General features: G+C 62.1%; 16 protein-coding genes. 4 read left to right on the forward strand and 12 right to left on the reverse strand.

What is annotated here, in order from left to right; genetic code table 11:
* Positions 1-82: 82 nt before the first annotated feature.
* The 3 genes from P1T08_16395 to P1T08_16405 all read right to left on the reverse strand — a co-directional run bounded on the left by P1T08_16395 (position 83) and on the right by P1T08_16405 (position 2,821).
* The gene (locus P1T08_16395; GenBank protein MDF1597660.1) at positions 83-1,540 is read right to left on the reverse strand and encodes an aldehyde dehydrogenase family protein; all 1,458 of its coding nucleotides are present in this window, start codon (positions 1,538-1,540) and stop codon (positions 83-85) included.
* A gap of 98 nt (positions 1,541-1,638) precedes the next feature.
* Complete coding sequence (locus tag P1T08_16400; protein ID MDF1597661.1) at positions 1,639-2,346, reverse strand: sulfite exporter TauE/SafE family protein; 708 nt, start codon at positions 2,344-2,346, stop codon at positions 1,639-1,641.
* A gap of 100 nt (positions 2,347-2,446) precedes the next feature.
* Positions 2,447-2,821 carry a cupin domain-containing protein gene (locus P1T08_16405; protein ID MDF1597662.1) on the reverse strand — a complete coding sequence of 125 codons (375 nt, stop codon included), beginning with the start codon at positions 2,819-2,821 and terminating at the stop codon, positions 2,447-2,449.
* Between the two features lie 77 nt (positions 2,822-2,898).
* Here P1T08_16405 and P1T08_16410 point away from each other — a divergent pair, with 77 nt between their 5' ends.
* Entirely contained in the window at positions 2,899-3,408 is a 510-nt protein-coding gene (locus tag P1T08_16410; protein ID MDF1597663.1) for an OsmC family protein, read from the forward strand.
* Positions 3,409-3,429: 21 nt separating this feature from the next.
* Here the strand turns inward: P1T08_16410 and P1T08_16415 are convergent, their stop codons facing one another.
* From P1T08_16415 to P1T08_16445, 7 genes are all read right to left on the reverse strand, one after another.
* Positions 3,430-4,404 (reverse strand): alpha-ketoacid dehydrogenase subunit beta, encoded by a 975-nt coding sequence (locus tag P1T08_16415; protein MDF1597664.1) that lies wholly within the window; start codon positions 4,402-4,404, stop codon positions 3,430-3,432.
* Positions 4,392-5,345 (reverse strand): thiamine pyrophosphate-dependent dehydrogenase E1 component subunit alpha, encoded by a 954-nt coding sequence (locus tag P1T08_16420; protein MDF1597665.1) that lies wholly within the window; start codon positions 5,343-5,345, stop codon positions 4,392-4,394. Before P1T08_16420 ends, P1T08_16415 begins: the two co-directional genes overlap by 13 nt.
* A 109-nt stretch (positions 5,346-5,454) precedes the next feature.
* Positions 5,455-6,666 carry a Xaa-Pro peptidase family protein gene (locus P1T08_16425; GenBank protein ID MDF1597666.1) on the reverse strand — a complete coding sequence of 404 codons (1,212 nt, stop codon included), beginning with the start codon at positions 6,664-6,666 and terminating at the stop codon, positions 5,455-5,457.
* 159 nt (positions 6,667-6,825) lie between these two features.
* Positions 6,826-7,770: an NAD(P)-dependent oxidoreductase gene (locus P1T08_16430; GenBank protein MDF1597667.1), complete on the reverse strand. Its 945-nt coding sequence runs from the start codon at positions 7,768-7,770 to the stop codon at positions 6,826-6,828.
* 112 nt (positions 7,771-7,882) lie between these two features.
* Positions 7,883-8,905 (reverse strand): zinc-binding dehydrogenase, encoded by a 1,023-nt coding sequence (locus P1T08_16435; GenBank protein MDF1597668.1) that lies wholly within the window; start codon positions 8,903-8,905, stop codon positions 7,883-7,885.
* A gap of 139 nt (positions 8,906-9,044) precedes the next feature.
* Entirely contained in the window at positions 9,045-10,052 is a 1,008-nt protein-coding gene (locus P1T08_16440) for an amidohydrolase family protein (GenBank protein MDF1597669.1), read from the reverse strand.
* Between the two features lie 498 nt (positions 10,053-10,550).
* Positions 10,551-11,543, reverse strand: a complete 993-nt coding sequence (locus tag P1T08_16445; GenBank protein MDF1597670.1) for a GerMN domain-containing protein — start codon at positions 11,541-11,543, stop codon at positions 10,551-10,553.
* Between the two features lie 163 nt (positions 11,544-11,706).
* Between P1T08_16445 and P1T08_16450 the strand changes: the two genes are divergently transcribed.
* Positions 11,707-11,988, forward strand: a complete 282-nt coding sequence (locus tag P1T08_16450; GenBank protein ID MDF1597671.1) for a MazG nucleotide pyrophosphohydrolase domain-containing protein — start codon at positions 11,707-11,709, stop codon at positions 11,986-11,988.
* Positions 11,989-12,025: 37 nt separating this feature from the next.
* Positions 12,026-12,649, forward strand: coding sequence for a hypothetical protein (locus tag P1T08_16455; protein ID MDF1597672.1), 624 nt, complete (start codon positions 12,026-12,028; stop codon positions 12,647-12,649).
* A 140-nt stretch (positions 12,650-12,789) separates the two neighbouring features.
* On the opposite strand, the gene P1T08_16460 is transcribed toward P1T08_16455, so the two are convergent.
* Both P1T08_16460 and P1T08_16465 read right to left on the reverse strand, forming a co-directional pair.
* A complete protein-coding gene (locus P1T08_16460) occupies positions 12,790-13,803 on the reverse strand; it encodes an aspartate-semialdehyde dehydrogenase (protein ID MDF1597673.1) in 1,014 nt (337 codons plus the stop codon).
* Entirely contained in the window at positions 13,796-15,028 is a 1,233-nt protein-coding gene (locus tag P1T08_16465; GenBank protein MDF1597674.1) for an aspartate kinase, read from the reverse strand. The genes P1T08_16460 and P1T08_16465 overlap by 8 nt, the downstream gene beginning before the upstream one ends.
* A 79-nt stretch (positions 15,029-15,107) precedes the next feature.
* Between P1T08_16465 and P1T08_16470 the strand changes: the two genes are divergently transcribed.
* Positions 15,108-15,977: a peptidylprolyl isomerase gene (locus tag P1T08_16470; protein MDF1597675.1), complete on the forward strand. Its 870-nt coding sequence runs from the start codon at positions 15,108-15,110 to the stop codon at positions 15,975-15,977.
* Positions 15,978-16,070 lie beyond the last annotated feature (93 nt).

Consider the following 16,070-nt stretch of genomic DNA (forward strand, 5'->3'; position numbering starts at 1 on the left):
GTAGTAACCATCAGATTGGCAGAGCCCTCCTAATCAACCGGGAACCCCTACACCCCGCTCAATTCCGAAGCGCCAGTTTTCGTCAGTCCAGTTTGATGTGTACTGCTTTCACGCGGCTGAAGCTCCGCATTGCTTCCGTGAAGTCCTTCTTCCGACCCACACCACTCTGTTTGTAGCCACCGAAAGGCAGGCCAAGCTGGCCACCGTTGACGGTATTCACAGCCACCAGGCCTGCTTCGAGACGGGCTGCCATCCGATGGGCGCGACCCAGGTCCTGCGTCCACACTCCGCTGGTCAGGCCATAGTCCACTCCATTGGCGATCTCGATGGCCTCGTCCTCGTCCACAAAGGGGACGACACAAACCACCGGCCCAAAGACCTCCTCTTGCATTATGTCGTCGTCCGGCGACATTCCCGTCAATACCGTTGGCGCAATCCAGTTGCCTTCGGCGAATCGCTCCTCTGTGGGAAGGGACGCCTGAGCGGCGATTGTCGCCCCATCGTCGACGGCCCGGCGGATATCCGCGGCGATACGTGACTGCTGACGCCGGCTGATCATCGGTCCCACCTCTGAGGCCTCATCGAAGCCTTCGCCGACCACTATCTTTTCCACTTCTGCGCAGAACTCGTCCATGAACTGCTCGTACACACCTTCTTGGACGAGAATCCGCTCAGTTCCAGAGCAAGCCTGTCCACTATTGAAGAAAGCGCTTCGGCGCATTCCGGTGACGGCCTTGCCAAGGTTGCTGTCGGAGAAGACTAGGGATGCATTCTTGCCCCCCAGTTCCATCATGGTTGGCGTTATCCGTTCCGCAGCAACGGCCAGAATCTTGCTGCCGGTCAGGCTGCTGCCGGTGAAAGTTATGAAGTCCACGCCTGGATGACGAACCAGCTCAACACCGGGATCAACTCCGCCGGTGACAACGTTGAATACTCCAGAAGGCAGTATCTCAGCTGTCAGCTGTGCAATTCGCAGCGCTGAGAGGGGCGTTTCCGGTGCCGGCTTCATGACCATGGTATTGCCGGTGGCCAACGCCAGCGCGCAGAAATCGGCAATGTGCATGGGTGGCCAGTTCCAAGGGATCACCGCGGCAACGACGCCGTAGGGCTCGAAAACGAGCTTGCGGACCTCATCCGGAGTATCGAGGACTGCCTGACCGTAGAACTTGTCGGCCGTCCCGGCGTAAAACCGAAACGTCCGCTCTGCATTGATTACATCCTTGCCAGCTTGGGATCGGGGCTTGCCGTTCTCCCAGGTTTCGAGGTCGATCAACTCGTCTCGGTGCGCATGGATGCTCTCGGCAATCTGATAGAGCATCTCGCCCCGCTGCTCGGGCGGCGTCCAGCGCCAGGAACGGAACGCCTCTTGTGCGGCAGCTACGGCGGCGGAGACGTCTTCCTTGCTGGCGGCGGGAGCTTCGCCCAGAACCTCACCCGTTGCCGGGTTCAGAACCTCGATCGAGGGCGCGTTCCCGGAGATGAACTCCCCGCCGATGAACAGCTTCCATTCCTCGTAATCCCTGAAAGGGTGCTTGGGCATCGTGTTCTTCTCCTGGTCAGAATGATCGGCAATGCCGCTCTGCGACCGTTTGAGCTTGCGAAGCTCTCAACATCTCCTCCGGCACGGAAATCAAACGTTCAGCCGTTGATACCTCCGAGGGTCAGCTTGAACCCGACGGCCACTAGAAGCGCCAGCACCACGTATTCGAACGCCTTGCGGGACAGCTTACGCGAGACTCGGACGCCGAGAGGAAACGCAACCAGGACGGGCAGAAGAGCCAGCGCGCTCTCCCCCAACCGACTCGCCGTGAAGCTGCCGAGCGACACCAGGGTGACAATCTGGGTGATCCCCAGAACCTCGAACAACAGGGTGATCGAGAACACGTACCCGGAGCGTTCCATGCGAAGCCCGTGCAGATACGTCGCCAGGAGGGGGCCGGATATGCCGGTGGCACCCTGGAGTGCTCCGGCCGCCAGGCCTACCGGCCCGACCGTGACGCGCACCACGCGATCGGGGATCGAGAATCCCGGTCTGAGCAGGAAGATCATCGCGTAGCCGAGGATGACGGCAGCCAGGGCCAGCGACAACCACCGATCCTCGACTGAGACCAGCAGGAGTGTCCCGGCCACCGCACCGATGATTCCGGTGCCGATCAATACGGAGAGGTAGCGGAGCGAACCCGCTCCCCGCCGGTGTTCCCAGAGCAGCCAGGTGTTGGTGAGCAGCGCCGGACCGGCGATGACTACGACCGCGTGCTCGACTCCCAGGAAGGCAGCCATCACAGGGATTGCGATGAGCGGAAGCCCCATCCCGGTGATCCCCTTGATGAAGGCGCCGAGCGACACCGCTCCCACGATCAGAGCGACGTCTGCCGGGTTCAGAGCTTGACTTTCGACGGGTCGAAGATGGAGCTAAGACGTGAACTCACGTCGACGGAGCCCACGTTCATATGTCGTCGTCCTTGATCCAGACGGTCTCCGAAGGAGCGGGGACCCACAGTTCGATGAAGGTGAACTCCTCGTCGCCCGGATTCTCGAACCAGTGGATCTCGTTCTCGTAGATGAGCGCGACATCGCCCGGACCCAGTTCGATGGCTTCGTCATCCGCATGGAGGACACCATGTCCGGAAAGGATGAAGAAGAAGTGCTTGCAGTCCCGGTGGTAGTGAGCGGCTGCCGTGTCACCCGGATGGTATGTGATCCGATCGGCCTGGAGTTCTTTGGTGCCGAACGTCTCTTCGGTGACGAGATCGATTCTGTCACGGGTATCCCTGGTGGAATGAAGTCTGGGCAGGTCTGCGAAAGATACGACCCGTGCCACTGAGAAGGCTCCTTACGTCGATCAACGGAAGGTACTAGCCTTGCCTCCCGCCTGCAAACGTTTGTAAGGGAGCAGCAATGGCCTCAGAACTGATCTCCGCAGAAGAACTCACGAAGCCGCTGGTGCGCCGCAAGAAGCTCTCTGCCCGCAACGACGGCACGATGATGACCGTCATCGATACGGGAGAGTTCGGGCTCATGGTCACGGACGAGCCCATCGCCCACGGCGGAACGGGGGAAGGGCCGTCTCCCCTGCAGGCGGTCCTCGGCGCGCTGTGCGGATGTGAGTCGGTCACCTTCAATCGCACGGCCACAGAAATGGATTTCGCATACGACGGCATCGACTTCGAAGCGGAGTTCACCATCGATATTCGAGGGCGGCTCGGGGTGCGTGGAGTGACGCAGCACTTCCAGACCATTCGGGTGCAAGCGACCGTGTACACGACCGAGACCGAAGAGCGGCTGAGGGCGGTCATCACCGAAACCGAAGCCCGCTGTCCCGTCTACAACCTCATCTCAGACGCAGGCGTCAAACTCGAGGTGCTCTGGGTACACCAGCCACAGCGGAACGAACCGGCCACAGCCTGACATCCACCACCCTCGAACCAATCAATCCATCGTCGTTCGGACCGTCTCGTAGATCCGCTCGACGGATGGTAGAGCGAGATCCTCCAGTGCCTCAGCCGACGGCAGCGGGATGTGGGGAGTCGTGATCCGAACCACCGGACCATCGAGATCCCAGAAAGCCTCTTCCGCCACGATTGAGGCAACTTCGGCACCCCACCCACACAAGCGAGGGTTCTCTTCGACCGTGAAGAGGTGTCCCGTTTTGACCACGGAGCCGAGAATCGCCCGGGTGTCGAGCGGCACGAGCGACCGCAGGTCGATCACCTCGGCAGAAATGCCGTCTTCGGCCAGTCGGTCGGCTGCCTGGAGCGCTCGGGGGACCATCAAAGCCAGGGCGGCAATCGTGCAGTCGGAGCCGGTGCGGACGGTGGTTGCCTTGCCGAGCTCGTCGACGATCTCGCCGCTCGGAACCTCTCCCTTGGTGGCGAAGAGTGACTTGTGCTCGAAGAACACAACGGGATCGGGATCTCGCACCGCGGCAGCCATGAGGCCGATCACATCGGCAGGGTTGGACGGGGCTACCACCTTCAGACCGGGGATCATCATGCACCAGTTCTCGACGCTCTGGCTGTGCTGTGCGCCAAAACGGGACCCGGCCCCGTTGGCAGTGCGAATGACCACCGGGACGGTCACCTGACCGCCGGTCATGTACCGGCTCTTCGCCATCTCGTTGGCGACGATGTCGAAACATACCGCCAGGAAGTCGGAGAACATGATCTCGGCGATGACGGGAATCCCGGTCATCGCGGCTCCCATCGCGGCCCCAAGTATCGCTTGCTCGGAAATCGGCGTGTCCCGGATGCGCTTCGGCCCGAACTCGTCGAGCAGCCCGACCGTGGTCTTGAATACCCCACCCGCACCGGCGATGTCCTCACCCAGCATGACGAGGTTCGGGTCACGTCGCATCTCCTGGGCGATCCCGAGGGAAACGGCGTCCCGATAGCTCAGTTGCGCCACGAGGCACCTCCATCCGACCACACGTCTACGAACAGTTGATCGGCCGCGGGCACGGCCCCCTGCTTGGCAAACTCGGTCGCCTCCTCAACGCGTTCCGCCACCGATTGCTGAATGGCACTGAGTTCCGATTCAGAAACGCCCAGCTCGAGGAGCCTCTGGTGGTACATCGGGATCGGATCTCGCTCGAGCCACGCCTCGACCTCCTCGGCGGGCCTGTACTTACCGGGATCTGCCCGGCTGTGGCCCCCATGCCGGTAGGTCACGGCTTCGACGAGCGATGGTCCGGCTCCGCGCCGGGCTCGATCGAAGACAGAGGTCGCCACTTCGTACACCGCGTCGGCGTCGTTGCCATCCACGATGATGCGGTCGAGCCCGTAGGCGGCCGCCCGATCCGCGGCGGGGTTAGGAACGGCCGACACGAGGTCGATCGGCGTGTACTCCATGTAGAGGTTGTTCTCACAAACAAACACGACCGGGAGGTCCCAGATCACTGCGAAGTTGAGCGCCTCGTGGAAGGCGCCGATGTTGGTGGTTCCGTCCCCGAAGAAGGCGACGGCAACCTGGTCGGTGCCGCGCATCTGCGCCGACCAGGCGGCGCCGTTGGCGATGCAGAGATGTGCGCCGATGATCGCATACGACCCCATCATTCCATGCTCGACCGACGTGAGGTGCATCGAGCCGCCCTTACCTTTGAGAATGCCGTTCTCCCGACCGAGCAACTCCGCCATCACCGGCCCGAGGGGCGCCCCGCGGGCGATGGTATGGGCGTGACCCCGGTAGGTGGCGAAGGTGTAGTCGTCGGAGTGCATCGCTCTGCCGAACCCGGTAGCCACAGCCTCCATCCCCAACGAAAGGTGGCTCGTGCCCTTGACCAGGTTCTCCATGAAGAGGTCGTAGGCGCGTTTCTCGAACTGCCGCAGCGATTGCTGGAGTTCGTACATATCGAGGCGGACGTCGACGGGAATGTCTAGATCCGCGTTGGCGCGGTCGACCGGATCCGGCAACCGGGCAGCTCGCTGCCCGTAGTCGTAGAGACCCGGCTCTTCGATCTCAGTACTCATTGGCCACCGGCAGCTCCTCACAGGGGAACAGCGTGATCACCTTCGGACCTTCTGCGGTGACCACAACTTCCTCCTCGATCCTGGCGGCGGACCGACCATCTGCGGCCGGTGCGTACGTCTCGAGGGCGAACACCATGCCCTCCTTGATCTCAACAGGATCGTCGAGCGAGTTCAGCCTGGAGATGATCGGGCGTTCGTGTAGTCCGACTCCGACTCCATGGCCGAACTGAAGCCCGAAGGCGTCCATTTCGTCAACGAACCCGAACTCCTCAGCCTTCGGCCAGATCCTGGCGATCTGATCGGTTGTGTTGCCGGGTTTGACGAGGTCGAGGGCGGCGTCCATCCACTCGCGGGATTGTTTGAATGCATCCCGCTGCGCCTGTGTAGCTCGCCCAACTGCAAACGTCCTGTAGTAGCAGGTCCGGTAGCCGTTGAACACGTGGATGATGTCGAAGTACGCCTGGTCGCCCGGTCGGATCAGGCGATCGGAGAACACGTGGGGATGGGGACTGCATCGTTCACCGGAGATCGAGTTGATGGCCTCGACGAACTCCGAGCCCATTTCAAACAGTCGGGCGTGAGCGAGGGCCACGACGTCGCTCTCGCGGACTCCCGGCTTGAGGAACTCGAGGATGTCCTGATAGACACCATCCACCATCGCACAGGCCTGCGTTAGAAGCATGATCTCGTCGGGGCTCTTGATCTCTCGTGCCATCGCCATCGCCTGCTGCCCATCGGTTACGTCGAGCCCGGCGCCCTGAAGCGCCAAGAAGACCGATGTCTCGGCCATATCGACGCCCAGGGGTTCATTGACAACCCCTTCTTCGCGCAGCGCCGCGGCGATTTCATCAGCCACGCGTTTGGTCAGTCCGGTGGCCGGCCCGATTGCGCCCTGAAGGCCCGCATTTCCGCCGATCGAGTTCTTTTCGTCGTAGAGGGAAGGAAGCTGGAGTCGATGAGCCTTGGCCGCCGACCCGAAGTCCCAAACACGGGGGCGACCGTTGCGCGTTATCAACGCCCAGCGCTCACCCTTGTTGAAGGCCCAGTATCCGATGTTCGTAGCGGTCGCATACCGGATGTTGGAGGTCTCAAAGAGGAGCAGCGCCCCTAGGCCGAAGACCTCGAGTTGCTCGCGGATCCGGGCGAGTCGGTAGTCGCGCAGGCGGCCAAATTCGACTCGCTCCTCCCAGTCGACTCCCATGATTCCCGGTGACGGCGTAGTTGCTACGGGGAATTCGCTCACGGCGACATCCTCTCTCGGAACGTCCAGGGGCGGACGTTCGGGATTGTGGTTCGTCTTGTTCTCATCTGTCAAAGCGGGAAGAGACGTCGCCCGTCTCGTCGACCGGGCCTCGCATTGTCACCCGCCGGCAATCTCGGGATGTTCGGGCTCCAGGCCGTCTGAAACCGGCCGGTTCTCAGACTTCAACTCCATCCCGGCGGCATCCGCCTCCATCTGAAGCAGCGCGGCGAAGTCCCCCTCACCGAGACCTCGCGCGATCAACTCAACGACGATTTGATGGACCAGCGCCGAGGTAGGCATCGGCACATCGTATTGCCGGGCGGCCTCGAGGCCGAGCTCGAAATCCTTGCGGAGCAGATGACCGGTGAAGGTCGGTGTCATGTCGAGATTGACGAAGGCCGGAGTTTTGTACTGGCTGAACAACGACCCCATCACGCTGCCGTTGATGAAGTCGAGGAAGTCCGCCCGGGCCACGCCCGCCCTCTCTGCCAGCACCGTGATCTCGGCAAGTGTCTGGGTGTAGATGCCGAGCAGTAGGTTGTGACAGATCTTCACGAGTCGGGCCGAATCGCCTTCTCCGACATAGGTCACTTTCGAGCCGTACAGGGCGAGATAAGGCTGTGCCTGTTCGTAGGCGTGGCGTGGGCCCGAAACCACAGACGTCAACTTGCCCGAGCGAACAACGTGCGGATTGCCGCTGACCGGAGCGGCCAGTAACGCCGCTCCTCTCGCCTCGACGGCCTTCTGCACCTCCGCAGACGCCGCAGCCGACACCGTCGATGAATCGACCACCACCCGGGGGGTTACGTCTGTTCGCGAGAGGAGGCCGCTCGGTCCGTTCACGACTTCAATCAGATCGGCCGGACCGGCCACCATCACAAATACGATATCGCGGTCGGCCAGATCGGCCGGCGAGTCAACGACCTTGGCACCGAGGTCGGCAAGCGGTTCTGCTTTTGAACGGGTTCGATTGAACACCGATACGTCGTGACCTGCGCGGAGCAATCGCTCAGCCAGCGCGAAGCCCATTCTTCCAGTTCCAATCCATCCAAGCGTTGTCATATCGTCCCTTCCGGCAGCGCCGCTTCGCTTTCGCTCCGGCGCCACTGCAAACGATTGTTGTCACGCACCGGTTCGATGTCAAGTGAGCCCCGAACGACCAGCGCAGCCGGTGCTAGGGCTCGATGACCGCTCTCCCGATTACCTCCCGGGCAGCGACCTGTCGGTGCAATTCCTCGGCATCCTCCAGCCCGTACCCGGTGGCTACAACCGGCGATACTCGCCCATCGGCGGTTAGCGCCACGACGTCCCTGAGTTCACTCTTCGAAACGTTCCGCGAGCCGAGGATCTCCCACTCGTTGGCATAGATGGTGAGTGTGTCGAGCGGGAACTCTCGCCCGGTGTGAGATCCGACGATGACCATCCTGCCGCCCTTGGCGAGCGCTTTCAGGCTCTGGGGCATGGTGGCGGGGCCGACGAGCTCGAGCACACCGTCCACTCCGAGGCCGCCGGTCCACTCGAGGGCTATCTCTGAGAATTCCCGTTCCCCGGGGTCGACGGCGAGATGGGCTCCGTAGCGCAACGCTGCCTCAAGCTTCTGTTGCCCGAGGTCGACAGCCATCACGAACGCGCCCATGGCTCTCGCCACCTGGATCGCGTGGATGCCGACCCCTCCTCCGGCGCCTGTGATGATCACGTGTTCGGCCGGACCTAGTCGCATCCGCTTCGCGAACGCGTGATACGGAGTACCTACTGCGTTGGCCAGTACTGATCCTTGCGCGAAACCAATCGTGTCCGGCAAAGACACGAGGTTGACCGCCGGCACGGTCGTGTACTCGGCATATCCACCCGGTGTCTCGATCCCGATATATCCCCTGAAGTCTTCGCAGATCGTTTCGCGGCCGCTCAAACACTTCCTGCAGTTTCCACACGTCAGGTAGAGAGTGGATACAACCCGATCGCCAACGCGCCATCCTTCGACGGAAGCCCCCAGCGCCGCTACCTCGCCGGCAATCTCATGCCCGAGGACCAGGGGAACCGTCGCATTCGCACGCTTTCCCGCCCTGATGGTGAGATCGAATTGATCGACCGCACACGCCCGAACCCGGAGAAGCACATCGTCGGACCCGAGAACCGGAACAGGCACCTCCTCCAGGACGAGGGGTCCATCGAACTCGTGCAGGACGAGTGCTTTCATACTCGACGGGAGCGTCATGACACAACTACCTCCACCAGGATTTCCTTGTTCACCGGATCTCCAAACGATTGCAGTGAATGCTAACTACGGACATCCAAGAGCGGCGAAGTAATGAGTTTCCTCGGCGCCGCGCACGGAGCTAGCTCTTCTGCTGGATGCCCTCGACGAGTCTTCGTGCGTTCCCGCTCAGGATGAGGTCTCGATCGTGCTCCGTGAGCCCGGGAATGGATTGAACGGTCGCAACCGGGTCGTCGTCCCCCATCTCAAAGGGGTAGTCGGTACCGAGGAGAACATGCTCGATGCCGGCAAACTCCACCAGGAAAGCCAGCACCTCCGGAGAATGGGTGATGGTGTCGTAGTAGAGGTTCTTGAGCCATTCGCTGGGCGGCCGCGAGAGGTTCGTGGCGGCGAGGCCCGGCTTGGAGTGATATGCGCGATCGAGACGACCCGCCTGGTATGGAAGAAATCCCCCTCCGTGGACAACACAGACTCGAAGATCCGGGTATCTCTCGAAAACGCCTCCCATCACCATATGGCCAACACCGATCGACGTCTCTGCGGGACGGCCGATCGCGTTGTCGAGGAAATGGCGCTTGACGTTCCGACCGGCCAGCGGGTTGTACGGGTGGATGAGCACGAGGCAACGCAGTTCGGCGGCCGCTTCCCAGAATGGGTCGAGATCTCGATCGTCGAGTTCTGCTCCGTCCACGGTCGCCGCGATTTCGACCCCCGCCATTCCTAGGTCGGCAACTGCGAACCGTAACTCCGTGGCAGCGGCCGACGGGGCCTGCAACGGGACCGTGCACAGAGGAAGGAACCGGTCCGGATGCTCTTCGGCCACCCCCGCCAGTCCCTCGTTGTACATCCTCGAGAATCGGGAACCTTCTGCCGCGCCGAGCGCGTATGCAGTGAGATCGATCCAGGCCGAGATCATCTGTACATCTACGCCGGACCGGTCCATCGCGGCCAGCCGTTGGTCGACATCAACCAGATCGGCTCGAAGCGGTGCAGTAGTGACCCGTCCCGCCACAACAACCTGGCGCCGCTCACCGTCGCGCACGATCTGCATCCCGAACTGATCGCCCCGGCTCTCCAGGTTCGCCAAGACCTCTTGCGGGATGCAGTGGGCGTGAACATCCGTCGTCACAGTGACACTCCTTGGTCGGGATTCGAACTCGCGGGGTCGAATTGACGTTTGAAGAAGGTGCAAATGGCACCCGGCCTGCTCATCGGGAACACCGGACACCTTTGACTTCGGTCGACGCTCCTCCGTCACCAGTCGGTCGTTGACCGTCATGCTCAGCTGCCACAGATCCTCACGATGTATTGAAGGCTTCTACGGTAGTGAGCGGTGGTGATGGAATCCCAACATGGTGGGATTAACCGGCCGTCCGTCGCTGCGGCGATCGTTGAGAGTCCATCGCTCGAAGGTCCGGTTGTCGACGAAGAGCCGCCCCATGATCTTAAATCGTGCCGGTCAGGAGAAAGCATTTCTAGCGGGCGGTCACTTCGCCGTTCCAAGTATGGGCTACCCGGCCAGTCCGACGGTCGACGGTCACTCCGGGACGTGACCTGACCGATCACGGGATCCGTGGATGCCCGTGAGAGCAGGGCACGCCGGGAGGCGCGCCCGCTCGTCGTTCGTTCACGGCGTCAACCACACCGGGTACTCGCGTACGTCGATCTGACTTCCGTCTTTGGGCGAGTAGACCCAGACGATGACTCCGCCCATTTGCGCCTCGTCGACGTCGTAGTCGATGGTGACGTCGAAGCTCCCCCAGCAACCCGTACCGCACGACGCCTGCACCGGTTCTTCGGCGAGGATCAGGCCGTCGTTGTCGACGATTGCTATCGTGAACCTCGCTTCGAAGACGTTGGACACGCCGGTGATACGAGCCGGGTCGGCGACTGATCCGGCGTAGGCGGGTGAGTCAACAAAGACCGCAGGCAGGAACTCCTGCTGATCCGCCCGGCCAAGGGGTTCGTCGATCACCAATCCCTCGGAGGAGAAGACGGTGACCCGCTCCCCATCGAGTTCAAAGGCGACCTCATCGATGGTCGGGAACTGAGTGAGTGTGTAGACAACTTGTGCGAGGCGAGCACCCATCGAGAAGGTACCCCCTCCGGATTCGAACTCCTTCGAGAGGTTCACGGTGGCAACACCGTCGCTCACACGCACTCCCAGGAAGCGCGCATCGGACGGTATCGTCGTCGAGAGCGCCGGGATGGAGGTCGCCTCTTCGCCGGTTGGCCCTTTCAGGAGCGCTTCCATGGCCGCCGCCGCCACCCCGACCGTCCGGTCGACGTGACGCGCAACCGGTACCAGCGAGGGACCGACTGCGCTCGTCTCACCCGTATCGTCGAGCATCAGGTAGACACGGACTTCGGTTAGGCCGGGCTGAACGGTTGTGGTGGTACTCGAGGCGGGCACCGTGCTGGTCGTGGTGGTTGAGGAGGAGACGGGTACGGTGGTCGTCGTGGCCGGCTGGTCGGCGCCGGTCGTTGTGCTGGTGGTCCCGCCCTCCGTCGTAGTGGGGGAACCCGGCTGGACGGTCGAGGAGGAAGTGTCTGATCCTCCGGTTCCGCATGCGGACAGAACTAGTGCAACCGCCAGCAGCGTCATCCAAACACGTCGCATGGCCTTCCTTTCCTAGGGTCTCGACTTCAGCATTTCAGCCTGGTGTCACCGTGGGATCACGCCCGGGTAACAGTGTCGTAACGACCTCAGTGTGCCAGTTGTCCGTACGACGTCGGGCCAGCTGGTTACCATCCGGCCGTCCGCCAACTGCCGAGGCCACCACATGCAGATCAGCGAGTTCCAGCAGATCATGGAAGACACATACGGCACGCGCGATCGCGCCCGTGGTGTTCCCGCTTCGCTCGCCTGGTTGACCGAAGAAGTCGGCGAACTCGCACAGTCGCTTCGCAAAGGGAGCCATGCGGATCAACAGCACGAGTTCGCGGATGTGTTGGCCTGGACCTTCTCGCTGGCAAACCAGGCCGGCATCGATTTGGAGGCGGCGGTCGACCGATATGCGCACGGCTGCCCCAAATGCATGGCGGTGCCCTGCCACTGTGCGTGAGTTGGCGGTCACAGGAATGGCCCCGTAGGCTCCCGGCGTGAAACCCCGATATCCAGTTATTTCCTTGTTGGCAGCCGTCCTCATCGTCTCGATCGCTCTTCCGGCGGTCGCCGATGACCTCGATTCAGCGGTGGCTTCGGCACGCGGGAGTGCCCTTTCCATACTCAGCGAGGCTGAATCAATTGCGGTCGCCTCCGCCCGGGCACAGGCCGCCGCCGAGAACCCGTTCCATGCGGATCTCAATCCGCTTCTCGGAGTCTGCGACTCCGTTGGCGAGGTGGTCGGGGTAGGTCCGAACGTCGGTCGGATCTTCGAGGAGTTCGCCGCCAGCGGCTCTCACTGGTCGCTCATCACCGCCGGTAACTGGACCTCAATGGGAACCGGCCAGACGCGCGGCGCCGACGGGTACCTCTATATCTCGGTTGTCTTCTGCGAAGGCGGTGTCCCGCCCGCCACTACTCCAACGACTGCGGCTCCCGTGACGACAACACCCGCGACAACCCCACCGCAGCCTGCTCCGGCACCGGCTACCGCCAGCACGGCCGAGCCAACCCCCACCATGACATGGATCGAGCCCGACCCGGTCGATCGAGAGTTGTGTCCCCTCATGACGGGCGAAGAACACGACGGTGACATGAGCGAAGGCTTCTGCATCATCTGAAGAGGTCCGAGGTTCCAAGTTCTAAGTTCTGAGTGACCCACCGGCTGCACAGACCGGACGGCTGTGCGCACAAAACCCAGAACCTATAACCCAGAACCTCCTCGCCGCGGAGACCGTCCCCGGCAAGAAGCCCATCCTCTCTATACGAGAAGCTCGGCGATCTGGACTGCGTTCAGAGCAGCGCCCTTACGGAGATTGTCGCCGACCGTCCAGAGGTTGAGGCCACCAGTTCCATCGAGCGTTGGGCGGATCCGCCCTACCAGCACATCGTCGATCCCCGCCGCGTCGAGGGGCGTCGGAACCTTGTCCAGCCACACCTGAACGCCCGGCGCGGCGTTGATGATCTCAACGGCCTCCTCGGGCGCAACCGGACGATCGAACCACAAGGCGACGGAAGTGCCGTGACCGGTCATGACCGGCACCCGCACGCAAGTCGATTCGGCCTGGATTGAGGGCGCCTCGAGGATCTTGCGGGTCTCGTTGAGCAGTTTCAGTTCTTCATCCGTGTACCCGTGCGGATCCGCCTCACCGATGAGGGGAAGCACATTGAAGGCGATGGGCCGTGCGTAGACTTCGCCGCCTGGGTCGATCCATGTGCCGTCGTTCAGCGCTGCCTCGTCGTTCTGGAGCTGCCGGGTCTGACGTGAGAGCTCGTCGATTCCCGTCTTGCCAGAGCCGGATACGGCCTGATAGGAGGAGGCAACCAACCGCTTGAGACCGGCGGCACGGTGCAACGGAGCAACCCCCATCAGCATGGTCATGGTGGTGCAGTTGGGGTTGGCGATGATTCCCCGGTGATGGGAGGCGGCGTGGTCATTGACGCCTGCCACGACCAGCGGTACCTGCTCGTCCATCCGGAACGCCGAAGAATTGTCTATCACTACCGCCCCTGCCGTGGCGAAGGTTGGAGCAAACTGGCGCGACCGGCCCCCGCCTGCCGAGAACAAGGCGATATCGATGCCCGTCGGATCGGCCAGAGCGAGATCTTCAACCTCGACCTCGCCCCAAGCAGTTTCGATCTTCTGACCGGCAGAACGCGCCGACGCCAGCAGACGCAACTCCCCTACCGGGAAACTCCGCTCGGTGAGGATCGAGAGCATCGCCCTGCCGACTGCTCCAGTTGCTCCTGCAACTGCAACGTTCTTGCTAGACATCTGCTTCCTCCCCGACCAGCTCTGCTTCGAAGGCAGCGTGCAGCGAGCGCACGGCGTCTTCAACACGATCCGACCGAACCACACAGGAAATCCGGATAGTCGAGGTCGAGATCATCTCGATGTTGATGTCAGAATCGCTCAGTGCCCTAAACACACGGGCGGCCACACCTGGGTGCGACTTCATTCCGGCGCCCACCAGCGAGACCTTGGCAATATCGGTGTCGATATCGACTCCAGCGGCACCTATCTCGGAAGCAAGTTGCTCCGTGACCTCGAGAGCGGTCACCGACGTCGACCGGGGGACCGTGAAGCTGATATCGGTGGATCCATCGATGGACACGTTCTGCACGATCATGTCGACATTGACCTGATGGCCGGCCATCTGCTCGAAGAGCGTGGCGGCGATCCCCGGTCGATCCGGAACTCCGTGAACGGTGATCTTTGCTTCGGACGTGTCGTGAGCGATCCCGCTGATAATGGCTTCTTCCATGGTCTTCTCCTTCACCCACGTCCCAGGAGCGTCGTGGAACGACGACCTGACGTGGATCGGGATGTTGAAGCGACGTCCGAACTCCACCGACCTGGCCATGAGCACGCCTGCCCCGGCCGCGGCGAGTTCGAGCATCTCCTCGGTTGAGATTTCATTGAGTTTTCTAGCGTTGGGAACGATTCTGGGGTCGGCAGTGAAGACACCATCCACATCGGTACAGATTTCGCAGACGTCGGCGCCGAATGCTGCCGCCAGTGCCACTGCCGATGCGTCTGAACCACCGCGACCCAGGGTTGTCACCTCTTTGGTTCTGGGGGAGACACCCTGGAACCCGGCCACGATGACCACTTTGCCTTCATCGAGAGACTCCTGAACGCGGAATCCGCGAATCTCTTCGATCTTCGCCTCGCCGTGCGCTTCACTGGTCAAGATGCCGGCCTGTGAGCCCGTGAAGCTGACCGCCTCCAGGCCCTCCGCGTGGATCGCCATGGCCAGCAGAGCCATCGAGATGCGCTCGCCGGCGGTGAGCAGCATGTCCATCTCGCGAGCGGGTGGATTGGAACTCACCTGGTCGGCCAGCGCGATGAGATCATCCGTCGTCTTTCCCATCGCGGACACGACAACGAGCACCTGGTTCCCCTCGCGTCGCGTATCCGCAATGCGGTGAGCTACTCGTTTGAGGCGATCTGCGTCGGCTACCGACGTGCCTCCATACTTCTGGACTATCAAGGCCATCCGGCCACTCCTGGTTGATGTCAAACAACGAGTGTACCGGTGACTCCAACGTCTTCCGACGCGCCTATAGTTCCGGTCCGTGAGTCAGGACAAACGCAATCGCCAGAGAGAGAACCGTCAGAGGAAGCTCGAAGCAGAGCGGAAGGCGGCTCGTGCGAAGGCACTCCGCCGCCGCATCATCCAGGTCGTAGTCCTCTTCGTCATCGTGATCGTCGCCCTCGGCGTCAACACGCTGCTCCGGGGCGGCAACGATGAAACGACCACCGACACGACGGTGGCTCCGGTAGACGGCACGACACCGACCACCCAGGCGCCGGATGCCACGAGCACCACGGTTGAGAGCGCGGCGGTCCCTGCTTCATACGATGACTACCGGACACTCCCCGTTGCCTGCGGAGGCACCCTCCCCGATCCCGTCGAGCCGATGGCTTTCGCCGCACCGGAAGACCAGGGAATCGGTCCGGATGATCAGGTAGTCGCCACCATCGTTACCTCCTGCGGCGACATCGTCCTCGACCTTGATCCGGCGTCTGCGCCGGAAACCGTCAACTCGTTCGTGTTCCTCGCCCGCCAGGGCTACTACGACGGAACGGCCTTCCACCGGATCGTGGAGGGGTTCATGTTGCAGGGCGGCGATCAGACCGCCACCGGCACGGGCGACCCCGGATACTCCCTGCCGGATGAGTTGAATGCGGCGGTATCCCCTTATCCAAAGGGGACCCTGGCGATGGCCAACTCAGGAGCACCCGGGACCTCAGGAAGCCAGTTCTTCATCATGTTCGAGGATTACCCGCTGGGTCCGAGCTATTCGGTCTTCGGCACGACGGTCGACTCCGATGAGACCATGGCCGCCATCGAATCGATCCCGAAGGCCCTGCGCGGCAGTGAGATGAGCGTGCCGATGCAAGGCCTGTTCATCGAGCGAATCGAGATCTCGACGGGTTCCTAGTTGCTAGTCGCGAGTTGCTAGTGGTCTGTCGCTGAAATGGCGAACCGGTGTAGTGTTGGGGGATGGTTGCTACTGCTGAAGCGTTGCGGATGT

Source organism: Acidimicrobiia bacterium, assembly GCA_029210695.1.
GTDB lineage: Bacteria > Actinomycetota > Acidimicrobiia > Spongiisociales > JAHEDJ01 > JAHEDJ01.